Raw genomic sequence first — 12,881 nt, forward strand, 5'->3', positions numbered from 1 at the left:
GCGCGCTGGCGCCCGGGGGCCCCGATGGCTCCGGTAACATAGGTCGGTCGAATCGTTTCGACCCCTCCTCTTCAGCTCGTCGGGTGTCCGGCGGCCCCACCGGAAATGGCCACGCCGTGCGCGACACCGATACGATCCGCCTCCCGACGCCGGGACAGAAGCCCTCGCCCACCGGCGCCATCCGCACGCTCGGGAGCGACCCCGCGACCGCGCCCGTCGTCCTGCACCCCGGCGACGCGCTGTCGACCCGGCGACGGGTGCTGTACATCATCCTGCTCGGCGCTCTGACGGCCCTCGGTCCGTTCACGGTCGACCTCTACCTGCCCGCGTTCCCCGTCTTGCAGGAGGACTTCCGGACCTCGGCCGCGGCGATCCAGCTGACCCTCACCGGCACGATGATCGGGTTCGCCCTGGGCCAGCTCATCGTCGGCCCGCTCAGCGACAAGGTCGGCCGCCGCATCCCGCTCCTCGCCGTGACGGCGCTGCACGTCCTCGCGAGCGCGGGTGCCGCGCTCGCCCCCAGCCTGGAGCTGCTGAGCGTCGCGCGCGTCGCGATGGGCATGGGAGCCGCCGCCGGCGGCGTCGTCGCCATGGCGATCGTCCGTGACCTGTTCGGCGGTCGCCGCCTCGTGGTCATGCTGAGCCGGCTCGCCCTCGTGTCCGGCGTCGCCCCGGTGGTCGCCCCGCTCATCGGTTCGGCGCTGCTGGCCGTGATGCCGTGGCGCGGCATCTTCGTGGTGCTCGCGCTGTACGGCGCCGTCATGCTGATCTCCGCCGTCCTGTTCGTGCCGGAGACGCTGCCGAAGGCGCGCCGGCATGAGGCGGGATCGACGACCGTCCTCGAGCGGTACCGCAGCGTCTTCCGGGACCGCGTCTTCATCGGCGTCCTCATCATCGGCGGGATGAGTTTCTCCGGTCTCTTCTCCTACCTCTCCGCGTCGTCGTTCCTCTTCCAGGAGAGCTACGGCTTCGACGCGCAGCAGTACGGCCTGCTGTTCGCCGCGAACTCCGTCGGCGTCGTGATCGGCGTGCAGAGCGCGTCACGTCTTGCGGCCCGGTTCGGGCCGCAGTGGGTGCTGTCGGTCTCGACCGCCGTGCTCGTCCTCGCGGCATCCGCCATCATCGTCACGGATCAGCTGGACCTCGGGGTCTGGGGGACCATGATCCCGCTCTTCGTCTTCATGACCGCGTGCGGCTTCACGTTCCCGTGCGTGCAGGTGCTCGCCCTGGACAGGCACGGCAAGGCCGCCGGCACCGCGGCATCCATCATCGGCGCGACGAACTTCGGTGTGGCGGGCCTCATCACCCCGCTCGTCGGCTGGATCGCGAAGGACTCCGCCATCACCGCGACGACGATGGCATCCGTCATGGTCGGCTGCGCGGTCATCGGCGTGCTGTCGCTGTGGCTCATCGTGCGTCCCCGGACAGTCGAGCGCCTCGCTCCGTAGTGCGTCGTGCATGATGGGTCGATGACGACGCGGACGACCGATCTCGAGATCACCCATGGCCTGCGCTGGCTCGTCGGAGGTCTCGCGCTTCTCGTCGTGGGATTCCTCTTCGGCATCCTCATCGCGCTCGGCACCGACATCCTCGACATCGACGGATGGTGGAACACCCTGGTGGGCACGTTCTACCAGGGCATCCGGCCGTTCTCGCTGCTCATGAACTTCCTCGGCGGCGGGTGGTTCGCCACCTACGCCGTGCCGCTCGGGGTCGCCGTCGCGCTCGTCCTCGCGCGCCGGCCGTGGAGCGCGCTGATGTTCCTCGTCGCGACCGCCCTGAGCGCCGGCCTGGTGCAGGTGCTCAAGAGCGCCTTCGGCCGGGCGCGACCGGAGGACATGCTCGTGATCTCCGATCACGGCTCGTTCCCGTCCGGCCACACGGCGAACGCGGCGACGATGGCGGTCCTGCTCGTGATCATCTTCCCGCGCGTGTGGGTCTTCGTCGCCGGTCTCGTCTGGACGCTGCTGATGGGCTTCAGCCGGACGCAGGTGCACGCCCACTGGTTCAGCGACACCGTCGGCGGCGCGATCCTCGGCGCCGGCGCCGCACTCGTGGTCGCCGCCGCCTTCACGATCCCGATCCTCCAGGAGCGCGAGCGCGCCGCGGCGCGGACGTCGATGTTCCTGCAGCGCGAACGGGGCGCGTCGCTAGGCTGAGCGGCATGACCGACTCCGCAGCCTCCGCCGCGTCCGATCCGGCTGTCGCCGCCGCCGAGCTCGCGCGCCTGCGCGCCGAGGCGGAAGCCGCCGAGGCCCAGCTGAAGGCCGCCCAGGCACGCGCCGCGCTGGCGGCGGCGGAGGCCGAGGCGGCGCGAGCAGCTGCCGGTGCCCTGGCGGAGCCGGCCGCGGCCGAGCCTGCGGCGGCGCACGTCCCGGCCGCGGGCGTGACCGGGGAGACCGGCCCGCTCGATCCGGAGCAGGTCGCGGCGATCGTGAAGGGCTACACGTTCGAGGCCGAGACGCTCGACCTCGGCGCGCTGGTCAACGGTGATCCCGACCCGACGGCGCAGATCCGCATCCCGCTGGCCATGATGAACCGGCACGGCCTCGTCGCGGGCGCCACCGGCACCGGCAAGACCCGCACGCTGCAGGGCCTCGCCGAGCAGCTCGCGGCGAAGGGCGTCCCCGTGTTCGCCGCCGACATCAAGGGCGACCTGTCGGGCGTCGCGACCCCGGGAACCGCCAACGACAAGCTGCTGGCGCGCACCGCGGCCCTCGGGCAGGACTGGAAGCCGGAGGCCTCGGCGACGGAGTACTTCGCCCTCGGCGGCATCGGCAAGGGCGTGCCCGTCCGCGCCACCGTCTCCGGGTTCGGCCCGCTGCTGCTGAGCAAGGTGCTGGGCCTCAACGAGACGCAGGAGTCGAGCCTCGGCCTCGTCTTCCACTACGCCGACGAGAGCGGCCTCGCCCTCGTCGACCTCTCCGATCTCCGCGCCGTCCTCACCTATCTCACGAGCGACGAGGGCAAGCCCGAGCTGAAGGGGCTCGGCGGCCTGTCATCGGCGACGGCCGGCGTCATCCTGCGCGAGCTCATCACGTTCGCCGACGACGGGGCCGATGTCTTCTTCGGCGAGCCGGAGTTCGACGTGCGCGACTTCCTGCGCACTGCGGCGGACGGGCGGGGCATCATCTCGCTGCTGGAGGTCCCGGGCGTCGTCGACAAGCCCGCGCTCTTCTCGACCTTCCTCATGTACCTGCTGGCCGAGTTGTTCGAGATCCTCCCCGAGGTGGGGGATGCCGACAAGCCCAAGCTCGTGTTCTTCTTCGACGAGGCGCACCTCCTCTTCAAGGACGCGTCGAAGGACTTCCTCTCCGCGATCGTGCAGACCGTCCGCCTCATCCGCTCCAAGGGCGTCGGCGTCTTCTTCGTCACGCAGACCCCGAAGGACGTCCCCTCCGACGTCCTCGGACAGCTCGGGTCGCGCGTGCAGCACGCGCTCCGCGCCTTCACTCCCGACGACGCGAAGGCGCTGCGCGCGACCGTCGGCACCTACCCGAAGTCCGGCTACGACCTCGAGCGCACGTTGCAGGAGCTCGGCACCGGCGAGGCCATCGTCACCGTCATGAGCGAGAAGGGCGCCCCGACACCCGTCGCCTGGACGAGGCTGCGCGCGCCGCAGGGACTCATGTCGCCGACCCCCGACCCCGACATCGAGCGCGCCGTGAAGGCCTCGCCGCTGCTCGCGAAATACGGGACCGCGATCGATCGGGAGTCCGCCCGCGAGATCCTCGCGGCGAAGATGCACGCGGCGGAGCAGGCGGCCGCCGCCGAGCAGGCGGCACTGGAGAAGGCGAAGGCGGATGCCGAGTTCGCCACGCAGCAGGCGGCTATCCAGAAGCAGCTCGACCGCGAGGCGAAAGAGCGGCAGAAGGAGTACGACCGGCTCCTCAAGGCCGCTGGCGGCACGTCGCGAACCACCCGGACGACGCGTCGCACGGAGAAGTCGCCCATCGACCAGATCCTCGGCTCCAAGGCGACGCAGACGATCCTCACGAGCGTCATCCGCGGCGTCTTCGGCACCGGCCGGCGCTGACCGCCCAGCGTACGATCAAGCCATGGCGAGGAAGGCTCCGACCACCGACATCGACGAGCGGAAGCTGCGGGTCACATCCCCCGCAGACCACGCGGTCGGCGTCCCCGCCGTGCTGCACGCCCTGCAGATCTCGCAGGAGCAGATGGGCATCACGCGCAGTGTGGAGACGCTGCTGCGCGTCAACCAGAAGGACGGCTTCGACTGCCCCGGGTGCGCGTGGCCCGAGGAGAACAAGCGTCACCTCGCCGAGTTCTGCGAGAACGGCGCGAAGGCCGTCGCCGAGGAGGCGACGCTGCGGCGCGTTCCCCCGGAGTTCTTCGCGGCGCACTCGGTCGACGAGCTCCGTGCTCATGACGACTGGTGGCTCGGCCAGCAGGGGCGGCTCACGCATCCCGTCATCCTGGAAGAGGGCGCCACCCACTACCGGCCGATCTCCTGGAACGACGCGCTGACGACGATCGCCGACGCTCTGAAGGATCTCGACAGCCCGGACGACGCGGTGTTCTACACGTCGGGGCGCACCTCGAACGAAGCGGCGTTCCTGTACCAGCTGCTCGTGCGGGGCCTCGGCACGAACAACCTGCCGGACTGCTCCAACATGTGCCACGAGTCGTCGGGGTCTGCGCTGACGGAGACCATCGGCATCGGCAAGGGCACCGTCTCCATCGAGGACATCCACGACGCCGACCTGCTGATCGTCGCCGGGCAGAACCCGGGCACGAACCATCCGCGCATGCTGGGCGCGCTGGAGAAGGCCAAGCAGCGCGGGGCGAGGATCATCGCCGTGAACCCGCTGCCGGAAGCAGGCCTCATCCGCTTCGACAACCCGCAGACCGTCCGCGGCGTGATGCTCGGCGGCACGACCCTCGCCGACGAGTTCGTGCAGATCCGCCTCGGCGGCGACCAGGCGCTGTTCCAGGCGATCGGCAAGCACCTGCTCGAGGTGGAGGAGCGGGACGGCGGGATCCTCGACCACGACTTCATCGCGCAGTACACGAGCGGCATCGACGCGTACCGGCAGGCGATGGCGGATGCCGTCTGGCCCGAGCTGGAGGCCGCCACCGGCATCGACGAGGCCGAGCTCCGCCGCATCGCGGAGATCGTCCGCGGCTCCGGCTCGACGATCGTCTGCTGGGCCATGGGGCTCACGCAGCACAAGCACTCCGTCCCGACCCTCCGCGAGGTCGTCAACGTGCTGCTGCTGCAGGGCAACATCGGGCGGCCCGGCGCCGGCGTCTGCCCGGTGCGTGGCCACTCCAACGTCCAGGGCGACCGGACGGTCGGCATCTACGAGAAGCCGTCCGAGGAGTTCCTGGCCGCCCTCGACCGCGAGTTCTCCTTCGCCGCGCCCCGCGCACACGGCTACGACACCGTCGCGGCGATCCGCGCGATGCGCGAGGGCCGCGTGCGCTTCTTCCTGGGCATGGGCGGCAACTTCGTCTCCGCGACCCCCGACACCGCCGTCGTGGAGGAGGGGATGGGGCGCATCGACCTCACGGTCCAGGTGTCCACGAAGCTCAACCGCTCGCACGTCGTCACGGGCCGGCGCGCCATCATCCTGCCGACGCTCGGCCGCACCGACCGCGACCGCCGCGGCGGCACCGACCAGCGCGTGACGGTGGAGGACTCGATGGGCGCCGTGCACGCCTCCCGCGGTCGCCTTGCGCCGCCGGCCGAGGGCCTGCTGAGCGAGGTCGCCATCATCGCGCGTCTCTGCGCCCTCGTCTTCGCCGAGAACCCCGCCGCCCCGCACGCGGACTGGGCGGCGCTCGAGGGCGACTATGCCGGCATCCGCGGTCACATCCAGAACGTGATCCCCGGGTTCGAGGACTACGACCGGCGCATCCAGAAGGGTCGCACCTTCTTCCTCCCCAACGGCCCCCGCGACGAACGCCGCTTCGCGACCGTCGACGGGAAGGCCCGGTTCACGGCGAACCCGCTCGAGTACCCGCGGATCCCGGAGGGGCGCCTGCTGCTGCAGACCCTGCGCTCGCACGACCAGTACAACACCACGATCTACGGCAAGGACGACCGCTACCGCGGCATCCGCGGCGGGCGACGCGTCGTCCTCATCCACCCGGACGACATCATGGGCCTGGGATTCGCGGACGGGGACGTCGTCGACCTCGTCTCCGAGTGGCACGGGGCGGGCGGGCTGGAGGAGCGGCGGGCCGAGGCGTTCCGGCTCGTGCCGTACGCGACCCCGCGGGGCAATGCGGCGGCGTACTACCCGGAGACCAACGTGCTCGTGCCGCTCGAGTCGGTCGCCGACGTCTCGGGGACGCCGACGTCGAAGGCCGTCATCGTCCGACTGGAGCGGCGGGCGTAGGCATACCCGCCGCGCGCCGGCGACGCAACACCCTGCGCGATCCCAGCCACCCCGCGTAGCGTGCCGGGATGAGCGAACCCTCGATCCCGACCGGCCGCGAAACGGCCCTCCGCGCGATCCCGCGCCCGGACGGCGAGGCGCCGCGCGCGCTCGTCCTCGGCGCCACCGGGTACATCGGCGGTCGCCTCGTGCCGCGCCTGCGCAACGCCGGCTACCGCGTGCGGGTGCTCGCACGCGACGCCGCGCGCATCTCCGCCTTCGAGTGGGGCGACGACGTGGAGGTCGTCGAGGGTTCCGCCGACGACCGGGATGCCGTGACCGCCGCCGTCGCGGACGTCGACGTGCTGTACTACCTCATCCACTCGATGGCGGCCGGCGCCGACTTCGAGGCCGCCGACCTCCGTGCCGCCAGGACCGTCGCGGGCGCGGCCGCGGAGGCCGGCGTCGCGCGGATCGTGTACCTCGGCGGTCTGCATCCGAGTGCCGGCGAGCTCTCCCCGCACCTGCGCTCCCGCGTGCACGTGGGCGAGGTGTTCCTGCAGAGCGGCGTCCCGAGCCTCGTCCTCCAGGCCGGCGTCGTGATCGGTTCCGGCTCGGCATCGTTCGAGATGATCCGCCATCTCACCGAGGTGCTGCCGTACATGCCGGCGCCGAAGTGGGTGCGCAACCACATCCAGCCGATCGCCGTCCGCGACGTGCTGCACTACCTCCTGGGCGCCGCGCGCGTCGACCCCGACGTCAACCGGGCCGTCGACATCGGCGGCCCGGATGTGCTGCGCTACGGCCAGATGATGAACGGGTACGCCGTCGAGGCGGGACTCCCGCAGCGCGCCATCGCGGCGCTCCCCGTCCTCACGCCGGGTCTGGCCTCGCACTGGGTGAACCTCGTCACCCCCGTGCCCCGCGCGATCGCCCGCCCGCTCATCGCCTCGCTGCAGAACGAATGCGTCATGGACGACCACGACGTCGACGCGATCATCCCGCAGCCCGAGGGCGGGCTCACCCCGTACCGCCGTGCGGTGGCGCTCGCGCTCGGGCGGGTGGACGGCGACGCGATCGAGACCAGCTGGCAGGACACCGAGTTCGCGCAGCTGCCGAGCGATCCGCTGCCGAGCGACCCGGAGTGGGCGGGCCGGACGGTCTTCACCGACGTGCGCACCGCCGGCACGTCCGCGTCGCCGGAGCGGCTGTGGGCCGTCATCGCCGGCATAGGCGGTGAGAACGGCTGGTACTCCTCGCCGATCCTGTGGGCCATCCGGGGGTGGATGGACCGGCTCGTCGGCGGCGTCGGCCTCCGGCGCGGCCGTCGCAGCCGCACCCGCGTCGCCGTCGGCGATGCCATCGACTTCTGGCGCGTGGAGGCCGTGGAGCCCGGGCGCCTCTTGCGCCTGCGGGCGGAGATGAAGGTGCCGGGTCTCGCGTGGCTCGACCTGCAGGTCGAACCCGACGGCACCGGCTCCCGCTACGACCAGCGCGCCGTGTTCTTCCCGCGCGGTCTCGCCGGGCGCCTGTACTGGCTGGCGGTGCTGCCGTTCCACGGGTTCGTGTTCCGCGGCATGGCGAACCGCATCACGGCGGCCGCCGAAGCGGACCTGCGCAGGTCCCCCGCGGAACTACCCTGAAGGGATGAGCCGCACCGCCGTCGTGATCACCGTGTCCGACCGCTCCGCGTCGGGGCAGCGGGAGGATGCCGCCGGCCCCGTCGCCGTGGCGGCGCTCCGCGACGCCGGCTATGCGTGCGGTGACGCCGTCACCGTCCCGGACGGGGCGGATGCCGTCGAGCAGGCGCTGCGCGACGCCCTCGGCCGCGGCGCCCACCTCATCGTCACGACGGGCGGCACGGGGGTGGGGCCGCGCGACCGGACGCCGGAAGGCACCGCCCGGGTGCTCGAGCGAGACGTGCCGGGGATCGCGGAGGAGCTCCGGCGTCGCGGCGCGACGGAGAAGGCGACCGCCCTGCTGTCCCGGGGCCTTGCGGGCGTGGCATCCGGCGCGCTCATCGTGAACCTGCCGGGCTCGCCCCGCGCCGTGGCATCCGGCATGCCCCTTATCGTCGAGGTCGCCGCGCACACGATCGGTCAGCTCGCGGGGGAGGACCACGCATGAACCCCGTCCGCCTCGCCCGGATCGGCGACGAGCCCCTCGATCTCGCCGCGCACCTCGCGGCGGTCGACGATGACCGTGCCGGCGCCGTCACGACCTTCCTCGGCCGGGTCCGCGACCACGACCCCGACGCGCAGGGCACCGTGGTGGCGCTGGAGTACTCCGCCCATCCCGACGCCGAGGCCACGCTGCACGGCATCGCGATGCGCGCGATCGGGGAGACCGGGGCGATCGTCGCCGTCAGTCACCGCGTCGGGCGGCTGAGCGTCGGCGACGCCGCCGTCGTCATCGCCGTCGCCGCCCCGCACCGCGCGGAGGCCTTCGCCGTGTGCCGCGAGGTCATCGAGGCCGTCAAGCGCGAGCTGCCGGTGTGGAAGCGGCAGATCGAGGCCGACGGCACGACGGCGTGGAAGGGCATCGGCGGCTGACGTCGCTGTGCGCCCCCCGGCGCGCGACGGGATCAGCCGCCCGCGAACGGCGGCAGCACGTCGACGGTGGTGCCGGCGGCGAGCGGATGCGCATCGTCGACCCGTGCCCCGTCCACGAGCACGGCGCAGCGGGGGAGGATCGCCGCGAGCCCCGGCCGCTCGGCGGCCAGCGCGACGCGCAGCGCGCCGAGCGTCGCCTCGGCGCGGGTCTCCTCCGCCACCCCGGCGCGTTCCTCCGCGGCGGCGAAGTAGCGGACGAGGATCACCGGTCGGCCCAGCCCTGCGCGCGCGTCGTGACGGCGGCGACGGCCGCCTCCGTGTCGGCGCGGGAGCCGCCCGCGCGGCCGGCGGCGAGACCGGCGGCGAAGGCGCTCAGCGGCGCCGCCGGGCGCGCGACGCCGTTGGCGACATCGCGGGCGAGATCCAGGATGAGCGCCACCGGAAGGTCGTCGGGGCCGAGTCCGAGCAGGTCGCACAGCGCGGCCGCCCACTCGTCCAGCGCCTCGGGGGGCAGTGTCCGCTCGCTCACGATCGCTCCGCTTCCGGCCCGCCCAGCCGGGTGCGGGCCCGCTTCAGATCCTCCCACGTGTCCACGTCGTCGGTCTCCGCCGCGGGCGCCGCGAGGACGGTGATCGCGAGGTCGTCGAGGAGCGCGCGCACGGACGCGCCGTCGCCGCGATCGGGGAGGGATGCCGTCGCGCGGCGGAGCGGCGCCGTGCGGTACAGGCCGGTGAGCCACTGCGGACGGGAGCCGGCATCGCCGAGGCAGACGCCGTCCGTGTCGGCCGGGAGCAGCGGCAGGTCGCGGCGCAGGCGTGCGGCGGCGGCGACGACGCCCGGCAGGTCGCATGCCAGGACGAAGGTCCACTCCGGGTCGTCGTCCCAGGTGTCCAGCGCCGCCACGATGGCGGCCGCCGGTCCCCCGAACGGCGGGTCCTCGCGGACCCACTGGGCGCCGTCCACGCCGGCGACCGGGTCGCCGACGATCGTCACGGGTGCGCAGCCCCGCGTCGCGTCGATCGCGCGCTGCAGGAGCGTCCGGCCGCCGACGTCGAGGAGCGGCTTCGCGGCCCCGCCCATCCGCGTCGCCCGGCCTCCCGCCAGCAGGATGGCGCCGTGCGGCGTCACGGGCGCTCCCAGTCCCCGCTCTTCCCGCCGGTCTTGCGGGTCAGGCGCACGCTCTCGATCGCCGTGGCCTTGTCCATGCCCTTGACCATGTCGACGACCGCGAGGGCGGCCACCGACACCGCCGTGAGCGCCTCCATCTCCACGCCCGTGCGGTCGGCCGTGCGGACCGTCGCCTCGATCTCGACGCCGTCGTCGGTCACCAGGAGATCGACGGTCGCGCCGTGCACGCCGATGACGTGGGCGAGGGGCAGGAGGGCAGGGGTCTGCTTGGCCCCCTGGATGCCGGCGATCCGTGCCACCGCGAGCACATCGCCCTTCGGGACCGCCCCGTCACGCAGCGCGGCAACGATCTCCGGCGCGCAGCGGACGAACCCGCGCGCCGTCGCGGAGCGCACCGTCGGCTGCTTCGCGGTGACGTCGACCATGCGGGCGTGGCCCGCGGCATCCAGATGCGTGAAACCCATGCCCCCAGCATGACACCGGCGGCGGAGGGTCAGCCGAGCAGCAGCACGTTGACGAAGTCGCCCGCGGCGACGGCATCCGTCTCGGCGGGCACCACCGCGAGCGCCTCGGCGGCGCCGAGGCCTCCGGCCAGGTGCGAGCCCGACCCGCCGGCGCTCGCCGGCCGCACGGTCCAGCGGGACGGGTCGGTCCGGTCGATGACGGCGGGGAGGTACTGGCGGCGGGCGGGGGGCGTGCGCCAGGCCGCGGCCGCCGGCAGCTGCAGCACCGGCCGGGCGATGTCGGTGCGTCCCTGCAGGGCCAGGAGCGCGGGACGGACGAACACCTCGAACGACACCGCGGCGCTCACGGGATTGCCGGGCAGGCCGAACAGCAGGGTGCCGCCGGGCAGCACGCCGAACCCCTGCGGCTTGCCGGGCTGCATCGCGACCTTGCTGAACGCCATCGTGCCGGCCAGCTCGTTCTTGACCACCTCGTACGCGCCCGCGCTCACACCGCCGGAGAACACGACGACGTCGGCGGGCGACGGTCCGCCGGTCACGGCCGCGAGAACGGTGCGGAGGCCCTCGCCGTCGTCGTCGACGCTCTCCCTGGCCACGACGTCGCCGCCCGCGGCTCTGGCGAGCGCGGCGAGCAGGATGCTGTTGGACTCGGGGATCTGCCCGCGCCGGAGCGGGCGGCCGGGTTCGACGAGCTCGCTGCCGGTCGAGACGATGGCGACCCGCGGGGCGCGCGCGACCTCGACCTCCGCGACGCCGGCGGCGGCGGCCGCCGAGAGCTGCCAGGCGCCGAGCGCGACGCCCGCGGGAAGGATGACGTCGCCGGTGCGCGCGTCCTCGCCGCGGCGTCGGATGTGGGCGGCGGCGCGCGGTGCCGCGAGGACGGTGACGGTGTCGAGGGAGTCCGCGAGCCCTCCGACGGTGTCCTCGAAGGGGACGACGGCATCCGCGTCGGTCGGCACGGGCGAGCCGGTCATGATGCGGGCGGCCTCGCCGGGGGACAGCGCCGGGTCGTCGGGGGTGCCGGCCGGCAGATCGGCGACGACGCGAAGCGGGACCGGCTGCTCCGCGCGGGCGTGTGCGACATCGGCCGCGCGCACGGCGAACCCGTCCATCGCGGAGTTGTCGAACGCGGGGATGTCCACGGCCGCACGGACCGGCGCCGCGAGGGTGCGACCGGCGGCGGCGCCGAGCGGCAGGGTCTCGGCGGGGAGGGGGTGCACGGCGGCCAGCACCGTCGCCTGCTGCTCCTCGACCGTGCGGAGGCCCGTCATGCCGGTGTCCAGGCCGCGAGCCCGCCGGCGAGGACGGACGCCGCGACACCGCGGCCCCGCAGGACCTCGGCGGCCCGCAGCGCGCGGATGCCGTGCGCGCAGAGGACGACGACGGGGCCCTCGTCGATCTGCCCGGGATCGGCGAGGAAGTCCGCGAGGGGGATGAGGACCGATCCGCCGACGATGCCGGTCGCCGTCTCGAAGGGTTCCCGCACGTCGAGGAGGGTCGCGCCCGCCTCCTGCGCGGCGAGCATCTCGGCGGCCGTCACGTGCGGGATCTCCTCCCGCGCGGGCGCGGGGTCCGCCGGCGGCGGATCGGCGGCCGCGCCCGTCGCGGCGCGCAGCGGCACGTCGCGCTGCGTGCCGGCGAGGGCGTCGATCACGGCGACCCGGCCGAGGAGGGGTTCGCCGATGCCGGTGACGAGCTTGACGGCCTCCGCCGCGAGCAGGCCGCCGACCTGAAGGCACAGCGCGCCCAGGACGCCGACGGCGGAGCAGGTCGGCAGCTCGCCGACCTCGTCGGGCCGGTGCAGGTCGCGGAGGCGCACGGCGGCGGTGCCGGCGGGCGGGGCGGACCAGAACACGGTGACCTGCGCATGGAACTCCTGCACGACCCCCCAGACGAGCGGGATGCCGAGCTCCTCGCACGCCCCGGCGACGGCCGCGCGGGTCTCGAACGTGTCGCTGCCGTCGATCACGAGGTGGGCGCCCCGCAGCAGCGTCGCGGCGTTGCCGGCCGTGAGACGCTCGCGGACCGGGTGCACCACGGTCTCGGGGGAGAGATCCTCCGCCACGCGGACGGCGGAGTCGACCTTCGCGGCGCCGATGTCAGTGAGGCGGTGCAGCACCTGTCGCTGCAGGTTGGTGTGCTCGACGATGTCGTCGTCGATGACCGTGACGCTGCCGACCCCTGCGGCCACGAGCGCGAGGATCGCGGGCGACCCGAGCCCGCCGGCGCCGATGACGGCGATATGGGCCGCGGCGAGCCGCCGCTGGCCGATGTCGCCGAGACCGGCGAGGGCGCGGTGCCGTGCCGTGCGCGCGCTCTCGCCCGCGGACAGCGCCGGGACGGGATCGACGAGCGGGGGCAGCGGCATCCCTTCAGCGTAATCCCGGCGCGCA

The 12,881-nt window shown here is 73.6% G+C and carries 13 protein-coding genes; 7 read left to right on the top strand and 6 right to left on the bottom strand.

The genetic code is table 11. The features are described 5' to 3' along the window. Positions 1-116 precede the first annotated feature (116 nt). The 7 genes from BR85_RS01150 to BR85_RS01180 all read left to right on the top strand — a co-directional run bounded on the left by BR85_RS01150 (position 117) and on the right by BR85_RS01180 (position 8,896). Positions 117-1,448 carry a multidrug effflux MFS transporter gene (locus BR85_RS01150; RefSeq protein ID WP_174799875.1) on the top strand — a complete coding sequence of 444 codons (1,332 nt, stop codon included), beginning with the start codon at positions 117-119 and terminating at the stop codon, positions 1,446-1,448. Positions 1,449-1,469: 21 nt separating this feature from the next. Beyond that, on the top strand, positions 1,470-2,159 hold the full coding sequence (locus BR85_RS01155) for a phosphatase PAP2 family protein (protein WP_051526103.1): 690 nt from the start codon (positions 1,470-1,472) through the stop codon (positions 2,157-2,159). A 5-nt stretch (positions 2,160-2,164) separates the two neighbouring features. Then, positions 2,165-4,036 (top strand): helicase HerA-like domain-containing protein, encoded by a 1,872-nt coding sequence (locus BR85_RS01160; RefSeq protein ID WP_028494861.1) that lies wholly within the window; start codon positions 2,165-2,167, stop codon positions 4,034-4,036. A 22-nt stretch (positions 4,037-4,058) separates the two neighbouring features. Further along, positions 4,059-6,365 carry an FdhF/YdeP family oxidoreductase gene (locus BR85_RS01165; RefSeq protein WP_028494862.1) on the top strand — a complete coding sequence of 769 codons (2,307 nt, stop codon included), beginning with the start codon at positions 4,059-4,061 and terminating at the stop codon, positions 6,363-6,365. Positions 6,366-6,433: 68 nt separating this feature from the next. Further along, positions 6,434-7,987, top strand: coding sequence for an SDR family oxidoreductase (locus BR85_RS01170; protein ID WP_028494863.1), 1,554 nt, complete (start codon positions 6,434-6,436; stop codon positions 7,985-7,987). A 4-nt stretch (positions 7,988-7,991) separates the two neighbouring features. Further along, entirely contained in the window at positions 7,992-8,471 is a 480-nt protein-coding gene (locus BR85_RS01175) for a MogA/MoaB family molybdenum cofactor biosynthesis protein (protein ID WP_028494864.1), read from the top strand. Further along, positions 8,468-8,896: a molybdenum cofactor biosynthesis protein MoaE gene (locus BR85_RS01180; protein ID WP_028494865.1), complete on the top strand. Its 429-nt coding sequence runs from the start codon at positions 8,468-8,470 to the stop codon at positions 8,894-8,896. The genes BR85_RS01175 and BR85_RS01180 overlap by 4 nt, the downstream gene beginning before the upstream one ends. Positions 8,897-8,928: 32 nt before the next feature. On the opposite strand, the gene BR85_RS01185 is transcribed toward BR85_RS01180, so the two are convergent. From BR85_RS01185 to BR85_RS01210, 6 genes are read right to left on the bottom strand one after another with little or no spacing between them, the layout of a single operon-like run. Next, positions 8,929-9,162: a MoaD/ThiS family protein gene (locus BR85_RS01185; protein ID WP_028494866.1), complete on the bottom strand. Its 234-nt coding sequence runs from the start codon at positions 9,160-9,162 to the stop codon at positions 8,929-8,931. Then, positions 9,159-9,425 carry a DUF6457 domain-containing protein gene (locus tag BR85_RS01190; protein ID WP_028494867.1) on the bottom strand — a complete coding sequence of 89 codons (267 nt, stop codon included), beginning with the start codon at positions 9,423-9,425 and terminating at the stop codon, positions 9,159-9,161. The genes BR85_RS01185 and BR85_RS01190 overlap by 4 nt, the downstream gene beginning before the upstream one ends. Continuing rightward, a complete protein-coding gene (gene mobA, locus BR85_RS01195; protein WP_036272102.1) occupies positions 9,422-10,024 on the bottom strand; it encodes a molybdenum cofactor guanylyltransferase in 603 nt (200 codons plus the stop codon). The genes BR85_RS01190 and mobA overlap by 4 nt, the downstream gene beginning before the upstream one ends. After that, positions 10,021-10,488: a cyclic pyranopterin monophosphate synthase MoaC gene (gene moaC / locus BR85_RS01200; RefSeq protein WP_028494868.1), complete on the bottom strand. Its 468-nt coding sequence runs from the start codon at positions 10,486-10,488 to the stop codon at positions 10,021-10,023. Before moaC ends, mobA begins: the two co-directional genes overlap by 4 nt. A gap of 29 nt (positions 10,489-10,517) precedes the next feature. Beyond that, positions 10,518-11,759 carry a molybdopterin molybdotransferase MoeA gene (locus BR85_RS01205; RefSeq protein ID WP_028494869.1) on the bottom strand — a complete coding sequence of 414 codons (1,242 nt, stop codon included), beginning with the start codon at positions 11,757-11,759 and terminating at the stop codon, positions 10,518-10,520. Beyond that, entirely contained in the window at positions 11,756-12,856 is a 1,101-nt protein-coding gene (locus BR85_RS01210; protein WP_028494870.1) for a ThiF family adenylyltransferase, read from the bottom strand. Before BR85_RS01210 ends, BR85_RS01205 begins: the two co-directional genes overlap by 4 nt. Positions 12,857-12,881 lie beyond the last annotated feature (25 nt).

Source organism: Microbacterium sp. UNCCL10, assembly GCF_000746195.1.
GTDB lineage: Bacteria > Actinomycetota > Actinomycetes > Actinomycetales > Microbacteriaceae > Microbacterium > Microbacterium saccharophilum.

Excerpts from the sequence above, each read along its gene's own strand:
- BR85_RS01210 (WP_028494870.1), bottom strand. The coding sequence starts at position 12,856 with ATGCCGCTGCCCCCGCTCGTCGATCCCGTCCCGGCGCTGTCCGCGGGC.
- BR85_RS01170 (WP_028494863.1), top strand. The coding sequence starts at position 6,434 with ATGAGCGAACCCTCGATCCCGACCGGCCGCGAAACGGCCCTCCGCGCG.
- BR85_RS01155 (WP_051526103.1), top strand. The coding sequence starts at position 1,470 with ATGACGACGCGGACGACCGATCTCGAGATCACCCATGGCCTGCGCTGG.
- moaC (WP_028494868.1), bottom strand. The coding sequence starts at position 10,488 with ATGGGTTTCACGCATCTGGATGCCGCGGGCCACGCCCGCATGGTCGAC.
- BR85_RS01165 (WP_028494862.1), top strand. The coding sequence starts at position 4,059 with ATGGCGAGGAAGGCTCCGACCACCGACATCGACGAGCGGAAGCTGCGG.
- BR85_RS01160 (WP_028494861.1), top strand. The coding sequence starts at position 2,165 with ATGACCGACTCCGCAGCCTCCGCCGCGTCCGATCCGGCTGTCGCCGCC.
- BR85_RS01205 (WP_028494869.1), bottom strand. The coding sequence starts at position 11,759 with ATGACGGGCCTCCGCACGGTCGAGGAGCAGCAGGCGACGGTGCTGGCC.
- BR85_RS01180 (WP_028494865.1), top strand. The coding sequence starts at position 8,468 with ATGAACCCCGTCCGCCTCGCCCGGATCGGCGACGAGCCCCTCGATCTC.
- BR85_RS01175 (WP_028494864.1), top strand. The coding sequence starts at position 7,992 with ATGAGCCGCACCGCCGTCGTGATCACCGTGTCCGACCGCTCCGCGTCG.